22 protein-coding genes and 1 other RNA gene are annotated in these 19,743 nt (G+C 35.5%); 4 read left to right on the plus strand and 19 right to left on the minus strand.

Going from position 1 to position 19,743, the window contains the following annotated elements; all coding sequences use genetic code 11:
- Positions 1-197: 197 nt before the first annotated feature.
- A complete protein-coding gene (locus J7E16_RS02575; protein WP_034549169.1) occupies positions 198-824 on the plus strand; it encodes a lysophospholipid acyltransferase family protein in 627 nt (208 codons plus the stop codon).
- A gap of 489 nt (positions 825-1,313) precedes the next feature.
- Here J7E16_RS02575 and J7E16_RS02580 read toward each other — a convergent pair whose 3' ends face one another.
- From J7E16_RS02580 to J7E16_RS02590, 3 genes are all read right to left on the minus strand, one after another.
- A complete protein-coding gene (locus J7E16_RS02580) occupies positions 1,314-1,550 on the minus strand; it encodes a YneF family protein (protein ID WP_034548590.1) in 237 nt (78 codons plus the stop codon).
- Positions 1,551-1,712: 162 nt separating this feature from the next.
- Positions 1,713-3,716, minus strand: a complete 2,004-nt coding sequence (tkt, locus tag J7E16_RS02585; RefSeq protein ID WP_214888345.1) for a transketolase — start codon at positions 3,714-3,716, stop codon at positions 1,713-1,715.
- Positions 3,717-3,846: 130 nt separating this feature from the next.
- Positions 3,847-4,086, minus strand: a complete 240-nt coding sequence (locus J7E16_RS02590) for a DUF896 family protein (RefSeq protein WP_034548588.1) — start codon at positions 4,084-4,086, stop codon at positions 3,847-3,849.
- Between the two features lie 164 nt (positions 4,087-4,250).
- Here J7E16_RS02590 and lexA point away from each other — a divergent pair, with 164 nt between their 5' ends.
- A complete protein-coding gene (lexA, locus tag J7E16_RS02595; protein WP_034548586.1) occupies positions 4,251-4,874 on the plus strand; it encodes a transcriptional repressor LexA in 624 nt (207 codons plus the stop codon).
- 77 nt (positions 4,875-4,951) lie between these two features.
- Here the strand turns inward: lexA and rnhB are convergent, their stop codons facing one another.
- The 13 genes from rnhB to J7E16_RS02660 all read right to left on the minus strand — a co-directional run bounded on the left by rnhB (position 4,952) and on the right by J7E16_RS02660 (position 16,102).
- Positions 4,952-5,725, minus strand: a complete 774-nt coding sequence (rnhB, locus tag J7E16_RS02600) for a ribonuclease HII (RefSeq protein WP_214888347.1) — start codon at positions 5,723-5,725, stop codon at positions 4,952-4,954.
- Positions 5,726-5,735: 10 nt separating this feature from the next.
- Positions 5,736-6,590 carry a ribosome biogenesis GTPase YlqF gene (gene ylqF, locus J7E16_RS02605; protein WP_034548584.1) on the minus strand — a complete coding sequence of 285 codons (855 nt, stop codon included), beginning with the start codon at positions 6,588-6,590 and terminating at the stop codon, positions 5,736-5,738.
- A gap of 66 nt (positions 6,591-6,656) precedes the next feature.
- On the minus strand, positions 6,657-7,310 hold the full coding sequence (lepB, locus tag J7E16_RS02610; RefSeq protein ID WP_214888349.1) for a signal peptidase I: 654 nt from the start codon (positions 7,308-7,310) through the stop codon (positions 6,657-6,659).
- A gap of 23 nt (positions 7,311-7,333) precedes the next feature.
- Positions 7,334-7,879 carry a signal peptidase I gene (gene lepB, locus J7E16_RS02615; protein WP_214888351.1) on the minus strand — a complete coding sequence of 182 codons (546 nt, stop codon included), beginning with the start codon at positions 7,877-7,879 and terminating at the stop codon, positions 7,334-7,336.
- A gap of 158 nt (positions 7,880-8,037) precedes the next feature.
- Positions 8,038-9,531, minus strand: a complete 1,494-nt coding sequence (locus J7E16_RS02620) for a S41 family peptidase (protein ID WP_214888353.1) — start codon at positions 9,529-9,531, stop codon at positions 8,038-8,040.
- Between the two features lie 84 nt (positions 9,532-9,615).
- Positions 9,616-10,323, minus strand: coding sequence for a purine-nucleoside phosphorylase (deoD, locus tag J7E16_RS02625; protein ID WP_034548578.1), 708 nt, complete (start codon positions 10,321-10,323; stop codon positions 9,616-9,618).
- A gap of 38 nt (positions 10,324-10,361) precedes the next feature.
- Positions 10,362-10,583, minus strand: a complete 222-nt coding sequence (locus tag J7E16_RS02630) for a YozE family protein (RefSeq protein ID WP_214888355.1) — start codon at positions 10,581-10,583, stop codon at positions 10,362-10,364.
- A gap of 4 nt (positions 10,584-10,587) precedes the next feature.
- Positions 10,588-11,103: a peptide-methionine (S)-S-oxide reductase MsrA gene (msrA, locus tag J7E16_RS02635; RefSeq protein WP_214888357.1), complete on the minus strand. Its 516-nt coding sequence runs from the start codon at positions 11,101-11,103 to the stop codon at positions 10,588-10,590.
- Between the two features lie 30 nt (positions 11,104-11,133).
- Positions 11,134-11,742: a YpmS family protein gene (locus J7E16_RS02640; protein WP_214888359.1), complete on the minus strand. Its 609-nt coding sequence runs from the start codon at positions 11,740-11,742 to the stop codon at positions 11,134-11,136.
- A 33-nt stretch (positions 11,743-11,775) separates the two neighbouring features.
- Positions 11,776-12,618, minus strand: a complete 843-nt coding sequence (locus tag J7E16_RS02645; RefSeq protein WP_214888361.1) for an SGNH/GDSL hydrolase family protein — start codon at positions 12,616-12,618, stop codon at positions 11,776-11,778.
- Between the two features lie 95 nt (positions 12,619-12,713).
- Positions 12,714-13,208 carry a dihydrofolate reductase gene (locus tag J7E16_RS02650; protein ID WP_214888363.1) on the minus strand — a complete coding sequence of 165 codons (495 nt, stop codon included), beginning with the start codon at positions 13,206-13,208 and terminating at the stop codon, positions 12,714-12,716.
- A 26-nt stretch (positions 13,209-13,234) separates the two neighbouring features.
- The gene (locus tag J7E16_RS02655) at positions 13,235-14,182 is read right to left on the minus strand and encodes a thymidylate synthase (RefSeq protein WP_214888365.1); all 948 of its coding nucleotides are present in this window, start codon (positions 14,180-14,182) and stop codon (positions 13,235-13,237) included.
- A gap of 18 nt (positions 14,183-14,200) precedes the next feature.
- The gene (locus J7E16_RS02660) at positions 14,201-16,102 is read right to left on the minus strand and encodes an ABC-F family ATP-binding cassette domain-containing protein (protein WP_214888367.1); all 1,902 of its coding nucleotides are present in this window, start codon (positions 16,100-16,102) and stop codon (positions 14,201-14,203) included.
- Positions 16,103-16,799: 697 nt separating this feature from the next.
- Between J7E16_RS02660 and J7E16_RS02665 the strand changes: the two genes are divergently transcribed.
- Entirely contained in the window at positions 16,800-17,006 is a 207-nt protein-coding gene (locus J7E16_RS02665) for a cold-shock protein (RefSeq protein WP_034548566.1), read from the plus strand.
- Between the two features lie 100 nt (positions 17,007-17,106).
- Here the strand turns inward: J7E16_RS02665 and J7E16_RS02670 are convergent, their stop codons facing one another.
- Entirely contained in the window at positions 17,107-17,535 is a 429-nt protein-coding gene (locus J7E16_RS02670) for an EbsA family protein (RefSeq protein ID WP_214888369.1), read from the minus strand.
- A gap of 90 nt (positions 17,536-17,625) precedes the next feature.
- On the opposite strand from J7E16_RS02670, the gene J7E16_RS02675 reads away from it, so the two are divergent.
- Complete coding sequence (locus J7E16_RS02675; RefSeq protein WP_214888371.1) at positions 17,626-18,033, plus strand: ribonuclease HI family protein; 408 nt, start codon at positions 17,626-17,628, stop codon at positions 18,031-18,033.
- 43 nt (positions 18,034-18,076) lie between these two features.
- On the opposite strand, the gene J7E16_RS02680 is transcribed toward J7E16_RS02675, so the two are convergent.
- Positions 18,077-19,222 carry a THUMP domain-containing class I SAM-dependent RNA methyltransferase gene (locus J7E16_RS02680; protein ID WP_214888374.1) on the minus strand — a complete coding sequence of 382 codons (1,146 nt, stop codon included), beginning with the start codon at positions 19,220-19,222 and terminating at the stop codon, positions 18,077-18,079.
- A gap of 92 nt (positions 19,223-19,314) precedes the next feature.
- An RNA gene (gene rnpB / locus J7E16_RS02685) (RNase P RNA component class B) lies at positions 19,315-19,691 on the minus strand.
- Positions 19,692-19,743: the final 52 nt, after the last annotated feature.

Raw genomic sequence — 19,743 nt, forward strand, 5'->3', positions numbered from 1 at the left:
TGTACGTCATTATAGCTAAAAAAGAAAATTTTTCTTTTAAACCTAATCGATTCTGTCGTTTCATTCCGGCAAGTTTTCTCCTTATTTCTTTTCTGTATTTGATAGATCAGAAATAACTTGCTAAAATACCAGATATGAATCATACTATTATTATAAAAATGCTCCAGAAAAACGAACTAATGAGAGGTTGAATGAATTTGTTTTATAAAATTTTACGTGGTACTTTACGCTTTTTATTAGCTATTTTAAATGGCAATGCACATTACGAAAATCGTAACAAGCTGCCAACTGATACATCTTATATCTTAGTAGCACCGCATAGAACTTGGATCGACCCTGTGTATTTAGCTATAGCTGCTAGCCCTAAACAATTTACATTTATGGCAAAAAAAGAACTGTTCCAAAATCCTATCCTAAGTTGGTTCATTAGACATGCAAACGCCTTTCCGGTAGATCGTGCTAATCCAGGACCCAGTGCTATTAAAACGCCTGTTAAAATCCTGAAGAACGGACATTTAAGTTTGATGATTTTCCCAACTGGAACAAGACATTCTAACGAAATAAAAGGTGGAGCAGCCACAATTGCTAAATTAAGCGGTGTTCCGATCGTTCCAGCAGTCTATCAAGGACCTACGAAGTTAGGCGGAATTTTAAAACGAAAAAAAGTAACGATTCGTTTTGGTGATCCAATCAATATAGATCCTAAAATTAAACTTTCAAAAGAAAATTTAGCTTTGATCGACAAACAGATTCAACAAGCCTTTGATCAATTAGATTTAGAAATAGATCCTTCATTTAAGTACGATTACCCTAATATGAAATAAAAAGAAAGCAAAAGTCGCTAATGACTTTTGCTTTCTTTTTATTAATTGAAACGTTTATTTTATAATCCACGCCTATCATAGTGGATATCAATTTTCGGATTGCTTTTTTATTACTAAATCCTTTAATCTCATGATTTTACTGATCAACTATTTTTTCACCTTTAACTCTAAGATACTCCATTGGCCTCGATCATTTATACTAAAATTGCCACTTATTTTCCTTTAGACTGCTGACACAGCTTAAAACCTAAAACAAGAGATCTAACAATTGAATTAAAGCAATCAAGGACAATTTCTAGCTAACACTACATCTGTAGTCCTTATCGCTGTGTCTTCATTAACAAGCGCTTTCATCTACTGTTTTAAAAAAGCTGATTTTTGGTAGATTTTTATCTTTTCCCCACTTCTTTGATTGCTCCTATTTAACAAAAAAATTGCGAGCAGATAATCACCTGCTCACAATTTTTTACCATAAGCTTTGATGTACGCTTATTTTTTTTTATTCGTTTTTGTCGTTTGTGTTTTCATTGACGACATCATTTGTTTAATTTTCTTCTCTGATGGTTTTTGTCCCATTTGCATCATTAACATACGCAACATATTTTCGTCAACAGGTGGATTTTTTTTGAAATAATCCATCATGTATCTTCTAGCGATGAAGAATCCGCCGACAGCTCCACCAACCAAAGCTAAAATAATTAAAAAAATAGCAAGACCTAAATTCATTTTTTATTCACTCCTTTCAAACCTCTCAAGACTTAATTGTACTAAATAATAGTAAAAAAATAAACTAAAATTCTATTTCTTACACTAAAAAGTCATAATTCATGACAAATATAAACAAAAGAAAGCCCTGTAAGTAAAAATTTCAACTTACAGGGCCCTATTTTATAAGTTAATAAATGTTTCTACGACATTTTCGACTGTAAAACCATAATTTTTAATAACGGTTGCTCCGGGTGCACTTGCACCATATTTATCGATACCTATTGTAGCTCCATCTAGGCCAACATAACGCTCCCAGCCAAATGTCGCTCCCATTTCAATAGACACACGTTTACGAATTTCTTTTGGTAAAACACTTTCTTTGTATGCTGGATCTTGTTTTTCGAATAGATCAAAACTTGGGACCGAAACAACTGAAACATCTTGTCCGCTTTCTTTCAAAGCTTTTTGAGCTTCAATAGCTAAAGCAACTTCTGAACCAGATGCCAATAAAATACCTTCTGGTTTTTCGCCAGTTTGAGCTGAAATAACATAGGCTCCCTTAGCAACATTCGTACGCGCTCCAGTTTTAGTTCCCGGCAGTACAGGTAAGTTTTGACGAGATAAGACTAACATTGTTGGGTGATCATTTGATGTTACGGCTAATTCCCAAGCAGCGACAACTTCATTTCCATCTGCTGGACGGATGATCGATAGGTTAGGCATACCACGTAAACTAGATAATTGTTCAACTGGTTCATGAGTAGGACCATCTTCCCCAACTGCAACTGAATCATGTGTGAACACATAGGTTGCAGGCAAGTTAGAAATAGCTGCTAAACGAACGGCAGCACGCAGGTAATCAGTAAATACGAAGAATGTCCCAGCATAAGTTCTAGTACCACCATGCAAGACGATTCCGTTCATAGCAGCTGTCATACCAAATTCGCGAACACCATACCAAATATTTCTCCCCTCATATTGGCCAGCTTTAAAATCTTTAACGTCTGCTATCATTGTATTATTAGATGAAGATAAATCGGCAGATCCGCCCCAGAAATAGGGAACTTTTTTAGCGATAGCATTCAACGCTTGGCTACCTGTAACACGAGAAGCTAATGCATTATCTTCAACATCATAAGATGGTAATTCAGCATCCCAATCAGCTGGTAATTCATTGCTTAAAGCTAATTCAAATTGTTCTGCTAGTGCTGGATAATCAGTACGGTAAGCTTCAAACGCTGCTTTCCATTCTTCTTCAGCTTTAGCGCCTTTTTCAATCATTGTTTCTTTAAAACGGTCAGCTACTTCAGTAGGAACAAAGAAATCTTCGCCTTCCCATCCGTATGCTTTTTTAGCAGCTTCAATTCCTTCTGCTCCAAGTGGTGCACCATGAACTTTATGTGTTCCCGCATTAGGAGCACCAAATCCAATAATAGTTTTAACTTCGATCAAAGTAGGTTTTTCTGTTTCAGTTTTTGCAGCTTCAATGGCTGTGTTGATCTCATCTAGATCATTGCCATCTTTTACAAGAATATGTTGCCAACCATAAGCTTCAAAACGTTTTCCTACATTTTCAGTGAAGGATTTAGATGTTGGTCCATCTAAAGAGATGTCATTTGAATCATACAGAACAACCAATTTTCCAAGTCCCAAATGAGCAGCTAAACTAGCAGCTTCAGCTGAAACACCTTCCATTAAATCGCCATCTCCACACAAAGCATATGTATGGTGATCAACAATTGAGTGTCCCTTTTTATTATAAGTAGCAGCTAAATGAGCTTCTGCCATAGCCATACCTACAGCATTTGCGATTCCTTGTCCTAAGGGGCCAGTTGTCGCTTCTACTCCATCAGTATGATTAACTTCTGGATGTCCAGGTGTTTTACTGTTCCATTGACGAAATTGTTTTAAATCATCTATTTTAACGTCATATCCAGCTAAGTGTAACAAGCTGTATAATAACATTGAACCATGTCCAGCTGATAATACAAAACGGTCACGATCGAACCATTTTGAGCTTTTTGGATTCACTTTTAATTGTTTTGTCCACAATGTGTAAGCCATTGGAGCAGCTCCCATAGGTAAACCTGGGTGTCCGGAGTTGGCTTTTTGTATGCCATCCATACTTAGTGTTCTTATTGTATTTACTGCTAATTGGTCTACGTTATCAAACAAAAAAATCATCCTTTCAATTTGAACTATCTTATAGTACCCTATTAGTTTACTATTATTTCACTCCAAGTGCAACGCTTTCACGGAGCGAATGGTACTAATTGGGATAATTTGTTGCTCACCACACTGACGAACAACTTTTTTATCTCCCATGTAGGCCTTTATTTTTTTGTATTTCTTTCAATTTTTCCGGAGTTACATCAGTACCTTCTTCATCGACTATTTTTACACCCTCAATTGTTTTTTTCATTCCACCCCTAAAGGCTTCAATGTAAGCATCTCTCAATTTCTTTTGTTCAACTTGTTCTTGTATAGTTAAGCCTTTTGTTTTCGATTTATTAGCTAAAGCATTTATTCTTTCAATTTGTTCTTTTGGCAACATTTAATCACTCCAACATTATTTTTATTTTCTTGTTCAACTATAACAAACTTCTTAAAAAAAAACATTCTTTTATCATCTTCATCTACGAACGTTTGTTTGATTTGTTGTGCCATATATGGTAATCTTAAAATGATAAAAAAAGAAACGAGGTGTTTGTATCTATCATGGGTAAAAATCCGGAATCAAGACAAGTTGAAGTCTTGCAATATATATATAATCAAGTTAAATTAAAAGGTTATCCTCCAACTGTTAGAGAAATCGGAACGGCTGTCTCATTATCTTCTACCTCAACAGTTCATGGCCATCTTTCCCGCTTAGAAAAAAATGGTTATATCCAACGGGATCCTAGTAAACCGCGAGCAATTGAATTAACAGCATCAGGTTTAACTAAATTGGGCATTGCGTTAGATAAAATTCCTTTATTGGGAACTGTAACAGCTGGCGAACCTATATTAGCGGTAGAGGAAGCAACAGATTATTTCCCTCTTCCTCCAAACTTACAATTTGAAAATGAATCATTGTTTATGTTGACTATTCGAGGAGAAAGCATGATCAACGCAGGTATTTTTGATGGTGATGAGGTGATCATTCGTAAACAAGGCACTGCTAATAATGGCGATATTGTCATAGCTATGACTGTTGACGATGAAGCGACTTGTAAAAGATTTTACAAAGAAGAAGATCATTATCGACTACAACCTGAAAATGACACAATGAGCCCTATCCTACTTAATGAGGTTATTATTTTAGGCAAAGTCATTGGCCTATATCGTAGCCATATCCAATAATAAAAAACGAATGGACAGGAGCAAACTCCTATTCATTCGTTTTTTGTTTATATTCTTGGTAACTTTAAAAGTTTTATTTACTTCAATATATTTTTTACAGGGGCGAATGTTTTCCTATGAATTGGGCATGCGCCATGTTTTTGTAAACCTTCTAAATGAACTTTAGTTCCATAACCAGCATTCTCAGAAAAACCGTATCCAGGATATAACTCATCATAGTCAGCCATCATTCTATCTCTTGTTACTTTAGCAATAATACTGGCTGCAGCAATAGACAAACTTTTGGCGTCTCCTTTAATAAAACTTTCTTGGGGTATACTAACAGGCAAATGCATGGCATCGATCAACAGTTGTTCTGGCTGTTTAGGTAATTGTTGTACAGCCTCGATCATTGCTAATTTAGTTGCCTGGTATATATTTACTTCATCAACCACTTGATGGTCTTTTATCCCAACACCAATAGCTATCGCTGATTCTTGGATTTGGTCGAATAATGATTCTCGTTTTGCACTAGATAATTGCTTAGAATCATTGATCCCTAACACAGCAAAATCAATCGGTAATATAACAGCAGCTGCCACAACAGGTCCAGCTAATGGCCCTCTTCCTACTTCATCGATTCCAGCAATATATTGTGTTCCATTTCCCCAAAAATAGTGCTCGATTTGAAGCATCTCTTGTTGTTTTTCAAGAATCGATTGCTGCTTTTTCAACCTATTTTCCCAAGCCTTATAAGCATTTATAACACCTTTACGTGAATCATTTTTGATCTGGACCAATCGTTCATCAGCTGGGTTTGTAATTGATGTCAAAAGATCTTTTATTGCCGTAATAGTTATTGGTTTTTCCACTCTCGTTCTCCTATTCTTTAGGTAAAGAAACCGGAGCAATATCTAGCGTGAATCGTCCTGCTTTACCACTTCTAATTTCATAGATCAACATTTCTGCTGCACGGCTGTAGTCCTCTCGAAAACCTCTTCGTTCACTGATCAGCATTAGCAGTTCCGGTGTTCCTAATTCTAATTCTTCTTTAGTTAAAAGGAATCGTTTAGCAAATGTTTCTGGATAATAAGTCTTCATTATACCTATTCCATACATCGCAATTTCATCCATCTGCAAAATAGTATCTTTGATTGCACCTGTCAACGCTAATTTTTCTCCGACTGCTGGGTCTTCAAATTTTGGCCAAAGAATACCTGGAGTATCGAGTAATTCCAATTCTTTGCCTAGTTTTAACCATTGTTGTGCTTTTGTTACTCCGGGTTTATTACCTGTTATCGCAACATTTTTCTTTATAAAGCGATTAATTAAGGTTGATTTCCCAACGTTAGGGATCCCAATACTCATTGCTCGAATTGCACGAGGCTTAATTCCTTTAGCAGCTCTTCGATCAAATTTTGGTTGCAAAATTTCTTTTGCTTTTTCCATAAGTTGTTTCATGCCCTTACCTTCTTGCGCAACAATAGGGACTGCTGCTATTCCTTGTTCATTAAAATAAGCTACCCATTTTTTTGTTTGAATAGGATCAGCTAAATCACTTTTATTTAAAATAATGACCCTAGGTTTTTCTCCGATTATTTCATCTAATATTGGATTGCGGCTTGATAGCGGAATTCTTGCATCAACGAGTTCAAACACAATATCTACTAGTTTTATTTTTTCTGTTACTTGGCGTCTCGCTTTTGCCATATGTCCTGGAAACCATTGAATATTCATATTTTTTCACCTTTCTATTTACACAAAAAAAGAACAGCTTGCTTATAGTCTTTTTCTTATTTCCTTTTAATCGTTTTCTATTGTACCAAATTCTTCAAGCGGCCAAATACGAAGAATGGCTGTTCCACTGACGGTAGTAGCATCTACAAATCCAAAAACGCGACTATCCTTTGAATTTTGACGGTTATCGCCCATCACGAAATAACTGCCTTCAGGAACCATTTCTTCACCTGTTTTAGAGGCTAGTGAAAAGTCTTCTGTAAAGTTGCCTCCAGTAGACATTTCTTTTACGGAACTTTTTAAATACTCTTCCTCTACTTTTTCTCCATTGATATACAAAGCATCATCTTGATAACGAATAGTGTCGCCTGGAAGTCCTATGATTCGTTTAATATATTGTTTTTCAGGATCATCAGGAGCAGGAAAAACAACAACATCAAAACGATCTATAGAGTCTATTTTATTTAAAATCAACCGATCTCGATCTTCTAAAGTAGGAACCATAGACTCACCATCCACACTTACTGGAGCAAATAAAAAATATCGAATGAGTAGAAAAATAATCAATGCTACTACAAAATATAGTAATGTACTTAAAAATTCACTCCCACGACTTTTATTTTCTTTGCGTTTTTGACTTGGAGAAGTATGACGTGACTTTCTTGGTTCAAAAGATGTTTCTGGCTGATTTTGACCATCAGAAAAATTAATTTTACTCAATTGTTTCTCCCCACTTTCTTTATTTATTGGACAGTCTTCATGCGATCAAAGGGATAATAAATAAAAGACGTTTCTCCAATAATCGAATCTACTGGAATACTCCCAAAGTACCGGCTATCATTACTTGATCTACGATTGTCGCCTAACACAAAATATTCACCTTCTGATATCGCCTGAGTACCGGTCAATTCTTCTAAAGTAAAATCCGATGTCCAAATACCTCCAGCATTGTTAACTAAATTATTATCTAAAAATTCTTCCTCAATTTCTTCATCATTTATATAAAGTTGATCATTTTCATATCGGATTTTTTCACCCGGCAAACCAACGACCCTTTTTACAAGCGTTCGGTTTGATGAATCATAAAATACAACTAAATCAAATCTTTCTACATCAAATATTGTATTGACAATAATTTGATCATTCTGTTGAAATGTCGGTATCATAGACGAACCTTCAATAGTCATGGGAATAAAGATGAAATTTCGCAATAAAACAGTAATCAATCCGGCTAATATTAGAGCTTTAAACCATTCCCAAGAAAACTCCTCCCAAGACTTTTTTTCCATGTTATTCGCTCCAAACTATCTATTTATTCTATCATACAAGAAATTTTTAAAAATAACTATTTATTTAAGGCCACATTTACTAAGAAAGAGAGATAGAAAATTCCTACCTCTCTTCCTTAGTAAGTTCTAGGAGTTCTAGTTTATTGATCCCTATTATCTTATTTACTAGATTTAGTTGATTGCAACTCTTTTATCGCTGCTTCATATTGGGTATCATTTTCATCGATCAGCTTTCTTAATGATTCGATCAGTTGAGTAGCCGTCTCACCTGTTACTTTACCATCAATAGTTAGATTTTTGTCAGTTTGAAATTGTCGGACAGCATCCTGTGTCGATTCATCGAAGTATCCATCAATGGCGCCTGTAGAATAGTCTAATGCATCTAGTACTTTCTCTAAATTTTCAACCTCTTCAGAAACATCGCCCAATTGATAGGATTTTGAACCATCGATTATCAATAAATTTGAATATTCCGGTAAGGCTACTTCGATAGTGGGCGTAATTCCTTTTTCATTGATCCATTTACCACTTGGTGTTAACCATTTGGCAATCGTTATCTTCAGTTCACTGCTGTCATCGAATGCAGCTACATTTTGGACCGTTCCTTTACCAAACGTTTGTGTTCCGATTAATTTAATATTTCCAGATTCGTTGACCGCACCTGCTAAAATTTCAGAGGCACTGGCGCTTCCTTCATTTACTAATAGAACGGATGGCTCAGCAACTTTAAAATCACCCATTGTAGCATCATCAGCGACAATTGAAACCGGTTCTTGATCTTTTTCTTGAGTTTGTAAAATAATATCTCCATCTTCTAGAAATAGATTAGAAATATTCAATCCTGCATTCAATAAACCACCTGGATTTTGTCGGACGTCGAAAACAAAGGATTCTGCACCTTGCTCTCTTAAGTCTTTTATAGCTGCCACCAGATCATCGTACGTTGGTGAAGAAAAACTAGTGATCGCAATATACCCAATCGTCGGATTTTCTTCGTCTAACTGGTAAATAATTGTTTCAACTGGGATCGTATCGCGGACTACTTTCACTTCAAAAGTAGACTCGCCACGCCTAATAGTCAATGTAACTTCGGAACCTTTCTCCCCTCGGATATGCGAGACAGCCTCATTTAAAGTCATACCCGTTAATTCTTGATCATCAGCTTTTAAAATAATATCGTTAGGTTGTAATCCTGCCTTTTCGGCTGGTGATCCTGCAATAGGAGAAACAATCATAACATTATCTCCTTGCTTCATCACTTCTGCACCGATTCCTTCAAACGATGCTGAGATGCTTTCATCTAAGGAAGAGGATTCTTCTACATCAAGATATTGTGTGTATGGATCTCCGACAGCTTCGGTCATACCAGTGATGGCCCCTTCAATTAAGGTTTCTTCTTCAACACCTTGATAATAATCCGTCATCAAAGTGTCATAAACTGCTTGAATTTTTTCAAAATCTTCCGCGTTCATTTCTACACTAGCTTCTGAGGAATTTAGTTGATTTTGAACTTGTTCATCTTTACCATCATTTGCATTCGTAACAGCAACGGTCCCACCAATTGAAAGTGCAGCAACTACTATGAGAGAAGCGCCATAGGCCCAAGGTTTGATTCCCTTTTGTTTTTCATCTTTTTTTGGTTCATTCTCCAATTGTAAGGTTCCTCTCTGTTTTCAATTTAATTCAAGGTTTGTGATTGTTCAACCATCCAACTAAAAATCAGATTTTGATTTCTATCAAAATTTTAAAGCTGTTTCTAACGCAACGATCATCATATCATTAAACGTTTTTTCGCGCTCATCTGAAGAAGTTTCTTCTCCAGTAATCAAGTGGTCGCTTATTGTTAGGATTGCTAGAGCTCGACGATTATATTTAGCTGCTAATGTATATAGACCAGCTGCTTCCATTTCGGTAGCTAATACGCCATAATCAGCTAATTTCTTTTTATCTAGTTCAGCATTATAAAAACGATCAGCCGATAAGATATTTCCTACTTTAACTTTCATTCCTTGTTCAACAGCAATTTCATAGGCTGTTCTTAGTAAATCAAAATCAGCAATTGGAGCGAATTGAACTTGATTATTAAATGTATTTTTTACAATAGCAGAATCAGTTGTCGCACCCTGAGCTAAGATAACATCACGCACTTTGACGTCTTTTTGCATTCCACCAGCAGTCCCTACGCGTATTAAATTTTTCACATTGTAACCCGTGATCAATTCTTCAGCATAAATCATCATAGAAGGAATGCCCATACCCGTTCCTTGAACAGAAACACGTCGGCCTTTATAAGTTCCTGTATAGCCGAACATATTTCTCACACGATTGTATTGTTCTACATCTGTTAAAAAAGTTTCTGCAATGTATTTTGCTCTTAATGGATCTCCTGGCAGCAAGACCGTTTCTGCGATTTGTCCTTCTTTAGCTTCAATGTGTACACTCATGATTATTTCCTCCTAGTTGTTTTGTAAGTTGATTGCTTTTAGTTGTCTTTATCTAAATAAATTTCCCAAGCTTTGTCAAAAGTTGTCATTTCTTCTAAGTATGTGCCATTTAATTCTAGATAATGACTGATTTCATGATAATCTTCTGACTGTTTAGGAAAACTGTCATCTAAATAAACAGCATTTGCAAATAAGGTAACAACATCTCTTTTATGTGGATCTCTTTCAGTCATTAAATAATGATAAAATGGACGTTGCATTGACCTAATTCCTCTCTTTGCTCTGTTGGTAGTGCAATCGCTCTTCTTGCTCTTGAGCATATTTTTCTGGATTTTTTTGGTAAAATTCTTGATGCTTTTCTTCAGCTGGATAAAAAGGTTGGGACTCTTCGATCACGGTAACAATAGGCTTCTTGTATTTTCCGCTTTCGCTTAATTCTTTCCTTGATTTTTCCGCGATGTTTCTTTGCTTCTCATTTAGCACAAAAATAACAGGCCGATAATTATCTCCTCTATCTTGAAATTGACCCATAGCGTCCGTTGGGTCGGTTTGATTCCAATAGATTTCTACCAATTCTTCATAAGAAATAACAGATGGATCAAAGGTTATTTCAACAGCTTCAGTATGCCCTGTTGTTTTAGTCAAAACTTCTTCATAAGTAGGATTTACAGTGTGTCCTCCCGTGTAACCTGAAACGACTTTTTCAATTCCAGGCTGTTCATTAAACGGAGAAACCATGCACCAAAAACATCCTCCCGCAAATACCGCAGTATCTTTCACTAAACTCACCCTTTCCTATTATCTCTATACCTAATCAGTTGGCAGATAGACATTGATTCGAATATCGTTTTCGGCTAAGTTGATTTTATCGACCGAAAAATGCATACCGCTTTCTAAATTAAATTCATTTAGATTGAATACGATCGTCTCTTGCTCACTATTGATGGCTACCCAATCTGGAATATTCAATTGACCTTCGATTTGATTCAGCGCAAATGCAATAGGCAAACGTAATTTTCCAATTGAAAGACTTGTTGCTTTAAATTGGAGATTGCCATTTTCCATTACATAAGGCTCCAAAAACAACTGAAATTGTACATCTTGACCAAGCAATTGAAATGTTCCAACTAATTGAGCTTGATCTTCTAATCTAAACTGATAATTGACCGGGCCTTCTACTACTTTTTCATTCTTAAGATACGAGGCTACCAATTGATTAATATCATCTTTTTTTGTGGATACTTGAAACATCACTTCTTCATTACTATCTCTTGTCTCAAGGTTTGGTTCTCCTATTATAACCGGTGTCAACTGCGTAAAAAACCATAGACCTATTCCAATAATGCTCGTAAGCAGCACAAGAAAAGCCCACTTCCATCCATTCAATTTGCTCTTTTTTTGGTCTCTTTTTATTTCCATAAAAACGCCCTTCTACTTTCTTCAGATTCCTCTTTACTCAGCCTCAATAGCTTGAAACAGTACCTTTCCCATCAATTCATACCCAGCTTCATTAGGATGAAATAAATCTTTTTCATACAAATATGGATTAACGCTTTCTGATCCATCAGAATTTTCTTCATCCATTAATAAATTTTTTACCTCATCTTGCTTTATTGTCGGATTGAATAAGTCCACGGTAGAAATGAAGGTAGCATTATCCGTTTCATTTACTATTTCTTGAGTTGTTTGATTCCATTTGTCTACTATATTTTGCATTTCAGTTATCTCAGGAAAGTAGACATAATAGGGATTATAAATGCCGAAAACATATAATTCAAGTTCAGGGTTTAGTCTCTTAAAGTCCGCTAAAAGGGCTTTTAAATTTACCCTATACGTTTTTTCGGGAAGGGTAAAACTTTCCTCATTAGCGGTTAAAAAAATTTTTTTAAGGGTTTGTACAATGTCATTTCCACCTACTGTTAGAACAACAATGTTGGCAGATGCGATATCTTCTTGAATGGATTTATTTTCATGAAATCGTTCCAAGACTTGGTCGCTTCGATCTCCATTTTTCCCATAGTTGCTAGTAGTTACTTCTTTATAACCATCTGTTTCTTCTAACAAGTCAGCAACTATTGGGACGTACCCTCCACTTTTAGTAGCATCTCCGATACCCTCTGTTAAAGAATCTCCGATTGCAACAATATGAAGAGATTCTTTTTTTATCTCCATGTCTTTCCCATCTTTGTCGTTAGATAAATTGCTTTGAAATGGGTCTATTAGTGTGTTTGCAATGAAAATACTGCCTATACTTAAAAAAAGGAAGACAATGACAATTAACCGTCCTTTTTTCATGAGAAAAACTCCTTTACTTGTTAATATATGAAAATAGTATACCAGATTCTCCATTTTTCGTATACATCTTCATATGAGGTGCCTAACGTATTTACTTACTTGTCATTTCGTCTATACGTTTCGAAAACGTGAGGATATTTATTGCGGTCATCAACAATACCTTCTTCTGTTTCAACTAGTTTCCACTTTTTCCAGTCTATTTCAGGAATGAACGTATCTCCTTTAAATTCGCCTTCTATCAAAGTGCGGTGTAATACATCCACGTCTTCCATAAAGAAACTAAATACATTTGCTCCGCCAGTAATAAAGGTATCTCCTGGGTACTCTTTAGCAAAATCGAGTACTTCTTCTCGACTGTGCATGACTTTGACCCCTTCGGCTTGATAACTGCGATCAGTTGTAAGGATGATATTGATACGGTTAGGTAAAGGGCGTTTATTCATTCCTTCAAATGTTTTTCTGCCCATTACAACAGCGTTATTTAATGTCATTTGTTTGAAAAACTTCAAGTCATTTGGCAGATACCAAGGCAACGTTCCTTGGTATCCAATCGCTCCATTTTCATCTTGAGCCCATAAAAAAGCAATCATGTCATTACCCTACTTTCTTTTTTTAATTAAACAGCTATTGGAGCTTTTATACCCGGATGAGGATCGTATCCTTCAATCTGTATATCCTCCATCTCAAAATCAAAGATACTCGTTTTTGATTTATTCAATGCAATCGTCGGAAAATTCCTAGGCTCTCTTGCTAGTTGTTTTTTCATTTGTTCAAAATGATTTGAATACAAATGTGCATCACCTAACGTATGAACAAATTCTCCAACCTCTAAACCAACCTCACGCGCTATTAAATGTGTTAATAGTGCATAGCTCGCAATATTAAATGGCACACCTAAAAAGATATCTGCACTTCGTTGATACAATTGGCAGCTTAATTTTCCATCAGCAACATAAAATTGAAATAGCGTATGACAAGGAGGCAACGCCATATTAGGAACGTCTTCTGGATTCCATGCTGATACGATCAAACGCCTTGAGTCTGGCGTCGTTTTGATTTGCTGGATAACTTCTTTTAATTGATCAATTGTTTCCCCTTGGGTCGTTTTCCATTTTCTCCATTGAGCTCCATACACATTGCCAAGTTCACCGTATTTAGCAGCGAATGCTTCATCTTCTAAAATACGATTACAAAAAGTTTCTTTTTCTCCTTGATAGACAGCGTTAAAGTCAGAATCAGTTAAAGCTTTTCTACCAAAATCAGTCATGTCTGGTCCTGAGTAATCGTCACTTTTTACAAAACGTTCAAAAGCCCATTCATCCCAGATATGATTATTATGCTGCAACAAATATTGAATATTTGTATTGCCTTTAATAAACCATAGTAGTTCACTTTTGATCAAACTAAATGGCACTCTTTTAGTTGTTAGCAAAGGAAAACCTTTCTGAAGATCATAGCGCATTTGATAACCAAAAAGACTTTTCGTTCCTGTTCCTGTTCGATCGGTCTTTTCGTGACCTTCTTCTAAGACTTTTTTTCCTAAATTTAAATATTCTGACTCCACGACTTTACCTCCTATAAATTAATCATTTGAATATTGACTTAAATATTCCCAACGATTCATTTTTTCTTCCAGCTCTTTTTCTAAAGCCGCTAATCGTTCTTGTTGTTCTTGTAGTAAGCTAAAATCACTGCCCGATTTCGACATTTCTTTTTTTATAGCTTCTATTTTATTTTCAAGATTGAACATTTCTTCTTCAATTGTGCTCCACTCTTTTTGTTCTGCAAATGTTAATTTCACTTTTCCATCCTCAGTGGGTGATTCCGGTTGTGTGTTAGATTTTTCACTTGGCTCACTGCTTTGGACAGAACGGCCTTGTTTTTTTTCTTTTTCTTCCTCTATATAGTCTGTAATACTTCCATAAAATGGTCTGATTTTTCCATTACCATCAAATATCAGTAATTTTTCCACTGTCTTATCTAAGAAGTAACGGTCATGGGAAACTGAGATCACCGCTCCAGGGAAAGTTTCGATGTAATCTTCTAATACCGTCAACGTTGCGATGTCTAAATCATTTGTCGGTTCATCCAGCAGCAATACATTTGGTTGTTGCATCAATAACTTCAATAGATACAATCGTCTTTTTTCTCCACCAGATAATTTACCGATAAGCGTACCATGCGTTTGGCGTTCAAATAAGAATTGTTCCAGTAAGTTTGTCACACTGATTCTTTCACCATTAGATGTTTCAACTTCTTCTCCAACTTCTTGTAGGTAGGAAATAACCCGTTTAGTAGGATCCATCTCTTCAATGACTTGCGTGAAATAAGCAACTTTCACCGTTTCTCCTACAACTATTTCCCCTGAATCTAATGGGAATCTTCCTGCTAAAGTATTTAAGAAAGTTGATTTACCAGCTCCATTTTCACCACTGATCCCAATTCGATCCTTCGTTTGGATCATCATGTTGAAGTGATCCAAAATTACTTTTCCACCTAAATTAAGCGATGCATCTTTTAACTCGAATACTCTTTTTCCTAAGCGAGAACCTTCTAAATTCATTTCAACTGATTCGTCTAAATTAGATTGATTCAAATTGTCTTCTAAATCTTTAAATCGTCCGATCCTAGCTTGTTGTTTTGTTGAACGTGCCTTTGCACCTGTGCGCATCCATGCTAATTCTTTCGTATACATTTGTTTTCTCTTATGGTCAGCGACCACTGCGGCTTCTTGTCTTTCGGCTCTTTCGATAACGTATTGTTCATAGTTCCCTGTATAAAATGTCGCACTACCATGGGACAATTCGACCATGCGGTTAACGATCCGGTCCAAGAAATAACGGTCATGAGTTACAAGTAATAATGCTCCTCTATAAGAACTTAAATAGCCTTCTAACCACGTGATCGTCTCAAAGTCTAAGTGGTTGGTTGGTTCATCTAAAACCAACAAATCAGGTTCTTGTATCAACACTTGCGCTATGCCAACTCGTTTTTTCTGTCCACCAGATAACGTTCCTACCAATTGCTCTAAATCAATGATTCCCAATTTGCTCAAAATCATTTTTGCGTTTGTATCAGCGATCCAAGCATTTTCATCATTCATTGCTTGTTCAGCTCTAGAATATCTATTTTGGTATTTTTCATCCATTGGGTCTGCTATCAATAAGTCTAATGCTTTCTCGTAGTTTCTAACGGCTACTAAAATAGGTGAGTCTCCTTCAAAAACAGCATCAAAAACTGATTTATCAGGATTTAGATCTGGTTCCTGCATCAAATAACTGATAGTGTAATCTTTCGGCTTCTGGATACTGCCTTTTTCACCACTATCTTTTCCAGTGATCACATTTAGAAGGTTCGTTTTTCCAGAACCATTCACGCCAATTAGACCAATTCTTTCACCTTCCATAATTGAGAAGTTGATTTCATCGAATAATACTTTTTCGCCATAGGTTTTTGTTAAATTCTGTACTTTTAATTCTTTCATCGTTTATCTCCACTTTCCTCTATCAAACATTTTAATTCATCTTAAACATTCTACCATTTTTTATCGATAATATCTGTAAGTTGGTCCAATTAAGTTTTATTCGTCACTTTTTAAATTACCTTAAATACCCTATCGCTGGTTTCGCTTGATTATCGATTATAGAAGATAGCTGCCGAATGAAAAGTTCAAAAAAGCATGTTGCTTTTCAGTTCACACGTAAATAATCTATTCAATAGGACTTAATTTTACCTTTAGTCCATGGTAAGGTTAACTTTATTGCTCTGATTTTTTCGTTCGGATCACTCAGTTTTTTAAAAATCTATAGCCCCATAGTTAATTTGTAGAATACATTTAGGTTATTTCCATATAATAAGCCAATAAAAGCATATGTTTAACTAACTCCCTTTTTTAATTAATGAGCGATTATCGTTCCATTGAACAACTTATTTTTCTTTATAATAATAAGGGCAACATAAGGAAATAGTTTTACTACGAGCTAACTTTCGAACAATTCATCCAAAAAATTTGTCTATCTTCTTAAGAACCAACAAATTATTCCGATAACAACTTTTTAGGCTGCACAAAATTGACGAATTGCTAGATTGTTCCTATAATAGAAGTAGGTCATTTGTTTTTAATCCTTTTAAAAAAAGCGAATGGATCTCAATTGAGAACTTCACTAAGGAGGGTTTCGTAAATGGAAAATGGAACAGTCAAATGGTTCAGTAATGAAAAAGGGTACGGATTTATTGAATATAACGAAACCGAAGATATTTTTATTCACTTCACGGGTATAGTTAGTGATGAAGGATTTAAATATTTGAATGGTGGGCAACATGTTTCATTTGAAATTTTGGAAGGCAACCATGGCCCTCAAGCGACTAACGTCATCGTCCTTGACTAGTGTAACTCACTCAACTTAATTGCTAACAGAGACACCTAAAAAACGATACACCTCATTTAAGGGTATCGTCTTTTAGGTTCTCATATCTGGATAATTCTGTCTAACTATTTAGTTCTTCTAACTGAATCGACGGTGCTTTATTTTTAATATACTCATGAAATTTCTTTTTATTCTTTGTGTTTAAATAAATATAAGAAACTGATTTACCTTGATCAGTAAATAAAACAATCTTTCTCTTAGCGGAAAATGCTATTTTTTTTATTTCTGTTAAAGGGATACTCTTTTTTTTAATACCTCTAAAATAACTACTTTCCAAATTATCATTTTTCATTCTTAGAGTAGAACCAAAGCCATAAAATAAAAGAACTCCCAAAAAAATAAGCAAAACAATTATGATTAGATCAATCGTTTGGGTTTCCAAAAATAAAATAAGCACTGAAAAAAAAACTAGCCAGCAAACTGACCAATAAATGATTTGAAAAGCAGGTTCTAATGAAAGCGAAAATTTTACACGAGAATTATCATCCAATATATTACGCTCCTTATACTATACAAAAGTAATGCTATTTTAACATACCTTAAATTAAAAACCCATTTAAATGAAAGGGGCCAAGCAAGTATGATTAAAATGTATACCGATGCTTCAACAAAAAACAACCCTGGTCCTAGTGGTGTAGGAATTGTAATCAGCTCTGATCATAGATACAATCAATTATCTATTCCGCTTGAGAATAAAATAAGCAATCATGAAGCTGAATTTGAAGCTCTTTTAAAGGGCCTCACTTACTTGATCGAATACAAGTTGAACGACGAAACTTTAATGATGTACACAGATAGTAAACTATTAGCCTCTGCCATTAATAAAAGCTACGTAAAAAAAGATGTTTTCAAAGGTTATTTAACTCTTATTCAAGAAAAACTCAACTATTTTCCTCTTTTTTTTATTCAATGGATTCCAGAATCGCATAATAAAGGGGCAGATCATTTAGCTAAACAAGCCTTACAAAAAATAGTTTCAAAAAAATAACAGTCCTAAGAAATTTTTTTCTTGGAACTGTTATTTTTTATTTTTATTTACGCGGTGCTCTAGGAGGACGTTCGCCCCAAAATTGGAATAAATCAGTCCTTAAGGCTCCATTATATAGTTTACGTTTTTTAGTAGCTTTTTCTCCGTAAAATGTTTCAAAAGCTAAGTCACTTGTAATAATATATTTACTCCAAGTTTTTAACGGACGATATACTTGGCCCATTTGTTTGTATAACTTTTGAACCTCTTCTTCTTCGCCTAATCTTTCCCCATAAGGAGGATTAGCTAAAATAACACCATATTCTTTTTCAGTCGTAAAATCAGCTAACTGCATTTGTTTGAATGTAATGCTGCTGCCTACTCCTGCTTCATCCGCATTTACCTTAGCAATATCGATCATAGTGCCATCAATATCTGTTCCCATAATATCAAGTTCGATATCGTGATCTACAGCAGCTTCAGCTTCAGCACGAACTTCTTCAAAGACGCTTTGATCAAACCATTCCCATTCCTCACAGCTAAATGAACGATTAGATCCTGGAGCAATATTATGTCCAATCAATGCTGCTTCAATAACGATTGTACCTGAACCACAAACTGGATCATAGAAAGGACGATCTTTACGCCAATTGGTTAATTGGACCAGAGCCGCAGCCATATTTTCTTTCAATGGTGCTCCACCTTTAGCAGTCCGGTATCCCCGTTTAAATAAACTTGGTCCTGTTGTATCTAATGTTAATGTAACCTTGTCTTTTAATAATGCTACTTCTAATTGGTACAAAGAACCCGTTTCTGGTAAACGTGTATTACGGTGATAAACATCACTTAAACGATCAACAATTGCTTTTTTCACAATTGATTGACAATCTGATACACTGTATAATTTTGATTTTATCGACTTTCCTGCTACAGGAAAGTTAGCATCCATTGGTAATAAGTCTTCCCATGGCAAGGCTTTTGTTTTCTCAAATAGTTCATCAAATTCATACGCATTAAATTCACCAACAATGATTTTGACCCGGTCAGCCGTTCTTAACCAAAGATTTGTCTTAGCAATATCTTTTTCGGTTCCTTCAAAGAAGACTTTTCCATTTTCTACTTGGCATTCATATCCTAAATCTTTGATTTCTTTTCCTACTAAGGCCTCTATCCCACTGGCCGCCGTTGCAACGAGTTTAAAAGTTTTCATGTATTTTCTCCAATTCTTTTCTTATTTAATTAGTATCTTAAATAAATATAAAACCCTCCTAAAAGGAGGGTTCTATACCTGAATTTGTAAATTTCTGTAAGCCATGTTCTGTCTCAGATAAAAAGTCAGGGTCTGTTTTATCCGGAGGTAATTATCTGTCTGCAATTACTGCCTCTTCCATCGGTTCAATTCCCTAGGAAAAGTGCCCCTACCAAAGTTTGGGTTGCTCGCTCGAGGGGTTTACCGCGTTCCACCAATACCGTTTCCCGTATTGCTTCGTCACTGTGGCACTTTCAAGAATACTCAAGCATAGCTTTACAGCCTTAGCTCTTTTTTCTGCCGTCTCTTCATAATTAAATGAAGGCCCTGGCTTATGATTTCGCCAGGCACGAACACTACAAGCATCGCAGCTTGTGCGAGCATGGACTTTCCTCAGTTTAGTCAAGCTAAACCGCAATTACCCGAAATTTACAAATGTTTTTTTGTTACAGGTCATCTATTTTAAATCGTTCTTTAACTAA

Source organism: Carnobacterium sp. ISL-102 (genome assembly GCF_018612935.1).
GTDB classification, from domain to species: Bacteria; Bacillota; Bacilli; order Lactobacillales; family Carnobacteriaceae; genus Carnobacterium_B; species Carnobacterium_B alterfunditum.

Bases quoted from the DNA above. Each gene is read 5' to 3' on its own strand.
- J7E16_RS02580 (WP_034548590.1), bottom strand. From the start codon at position 1,550: ATGAATTTAGGTCTTGCTATTTTTTTAATTATTTTAGCTTTGGTTGGT.
- tkt (WP_214888345.1), bottom strand. From the start codon at position 3,716: ATGATTTTTTTGTTTGATAACGTAGACCAATTAGCAGTAAATACAATA.
- J7E16_RS02590 (WP_034548588.1), bottom strand. From the start codon at position 4,086: ATGTTGCCAAAAGAACAAATTGAAAGAATAAATGCTTTAGCTAATAAA.
- lexA (WP_034548586.1), top strand. From the start codon at position 4,251: ATGGGTAAAAATCCGGAATCAAGACAAGTTGAAGTCTTGCAATATATA.
- ylqF (WP_034548584.1), bottom strand. From the start codon at position 6,590: ATGAATATTCAATGGTTTCCAGGACATATGGCAAAAGCGAGACGCCAA.
- lepB (WP_214888351.1), bottom strand. From the start codon at position 7,879: ATGGAAAAAAAGTCTTGGGAGGAGTTTTCTTGGGAATGGTTTAAAGCT.
- deoD (WP_034548578.1), bottom strand. From the start codon at position 10,323: ATGAGTGTACACATTGAAGCTAAAGAAGGACAAATCGCAGAAACGGTC.
- J7E16_RS02630 (WP_214888355.1), bottom strand. From the start codon at position 10,583: ATGCAACGTCCATTTTATCATTATTTAATGACTGAAAGAGATCCACAT.
- J7E16_RS02640 (WP_214888359.1), bottom strand. From the start codon at position 11,742: ATGGAAATAAAAAGAGACCAAAAAAAGAGCAAATTGAATGGATGGAAG.
- J7E16_RS02645 (WP_214888361.1), bottom strand. From the start codon at position 12,618: ATGAAAAAAGGACGGTTAATTGTCATTGTCTTCCTTTTTTTAAGTATA.
- J7E16_RS02650 (WP_214888363.1), bottom strand. From the start codon at position 13,208: ATGATTGCTTTTTTATGGGCTCAAGATGAAAATGGAGCGATTGGATAC.
- J7E16_RS02660 (WP_214888367.1), bottom strand. From the start codon at position 16,102: ATGAAAGAATTAAAAGTACAGAATTTAACAAAAACCTATGGCGAAAAA.
- J7E16_RS02665 (WP_034548566.1), top strand. From the start codon at position 16,800: ATGGAAAATGGAACAGTCAAATGGTTCAGTAATGAAAAAGGGTACGGA.
- J7E16_RS02675 (WP_214888371.1), top strand. From the start codon at position 17,626: ATGATTAAAATGTATACCGATGCTTCAACAAAAAACAACCCTGGTCCT.
- J7E16_RS02680 (WP_214888374.1), bottom strand. From the start codon at position 19,222: ATGAAAACTTTTAAACTCGTTGCAACGGCGGCCAGTGGGATAGAGGCC.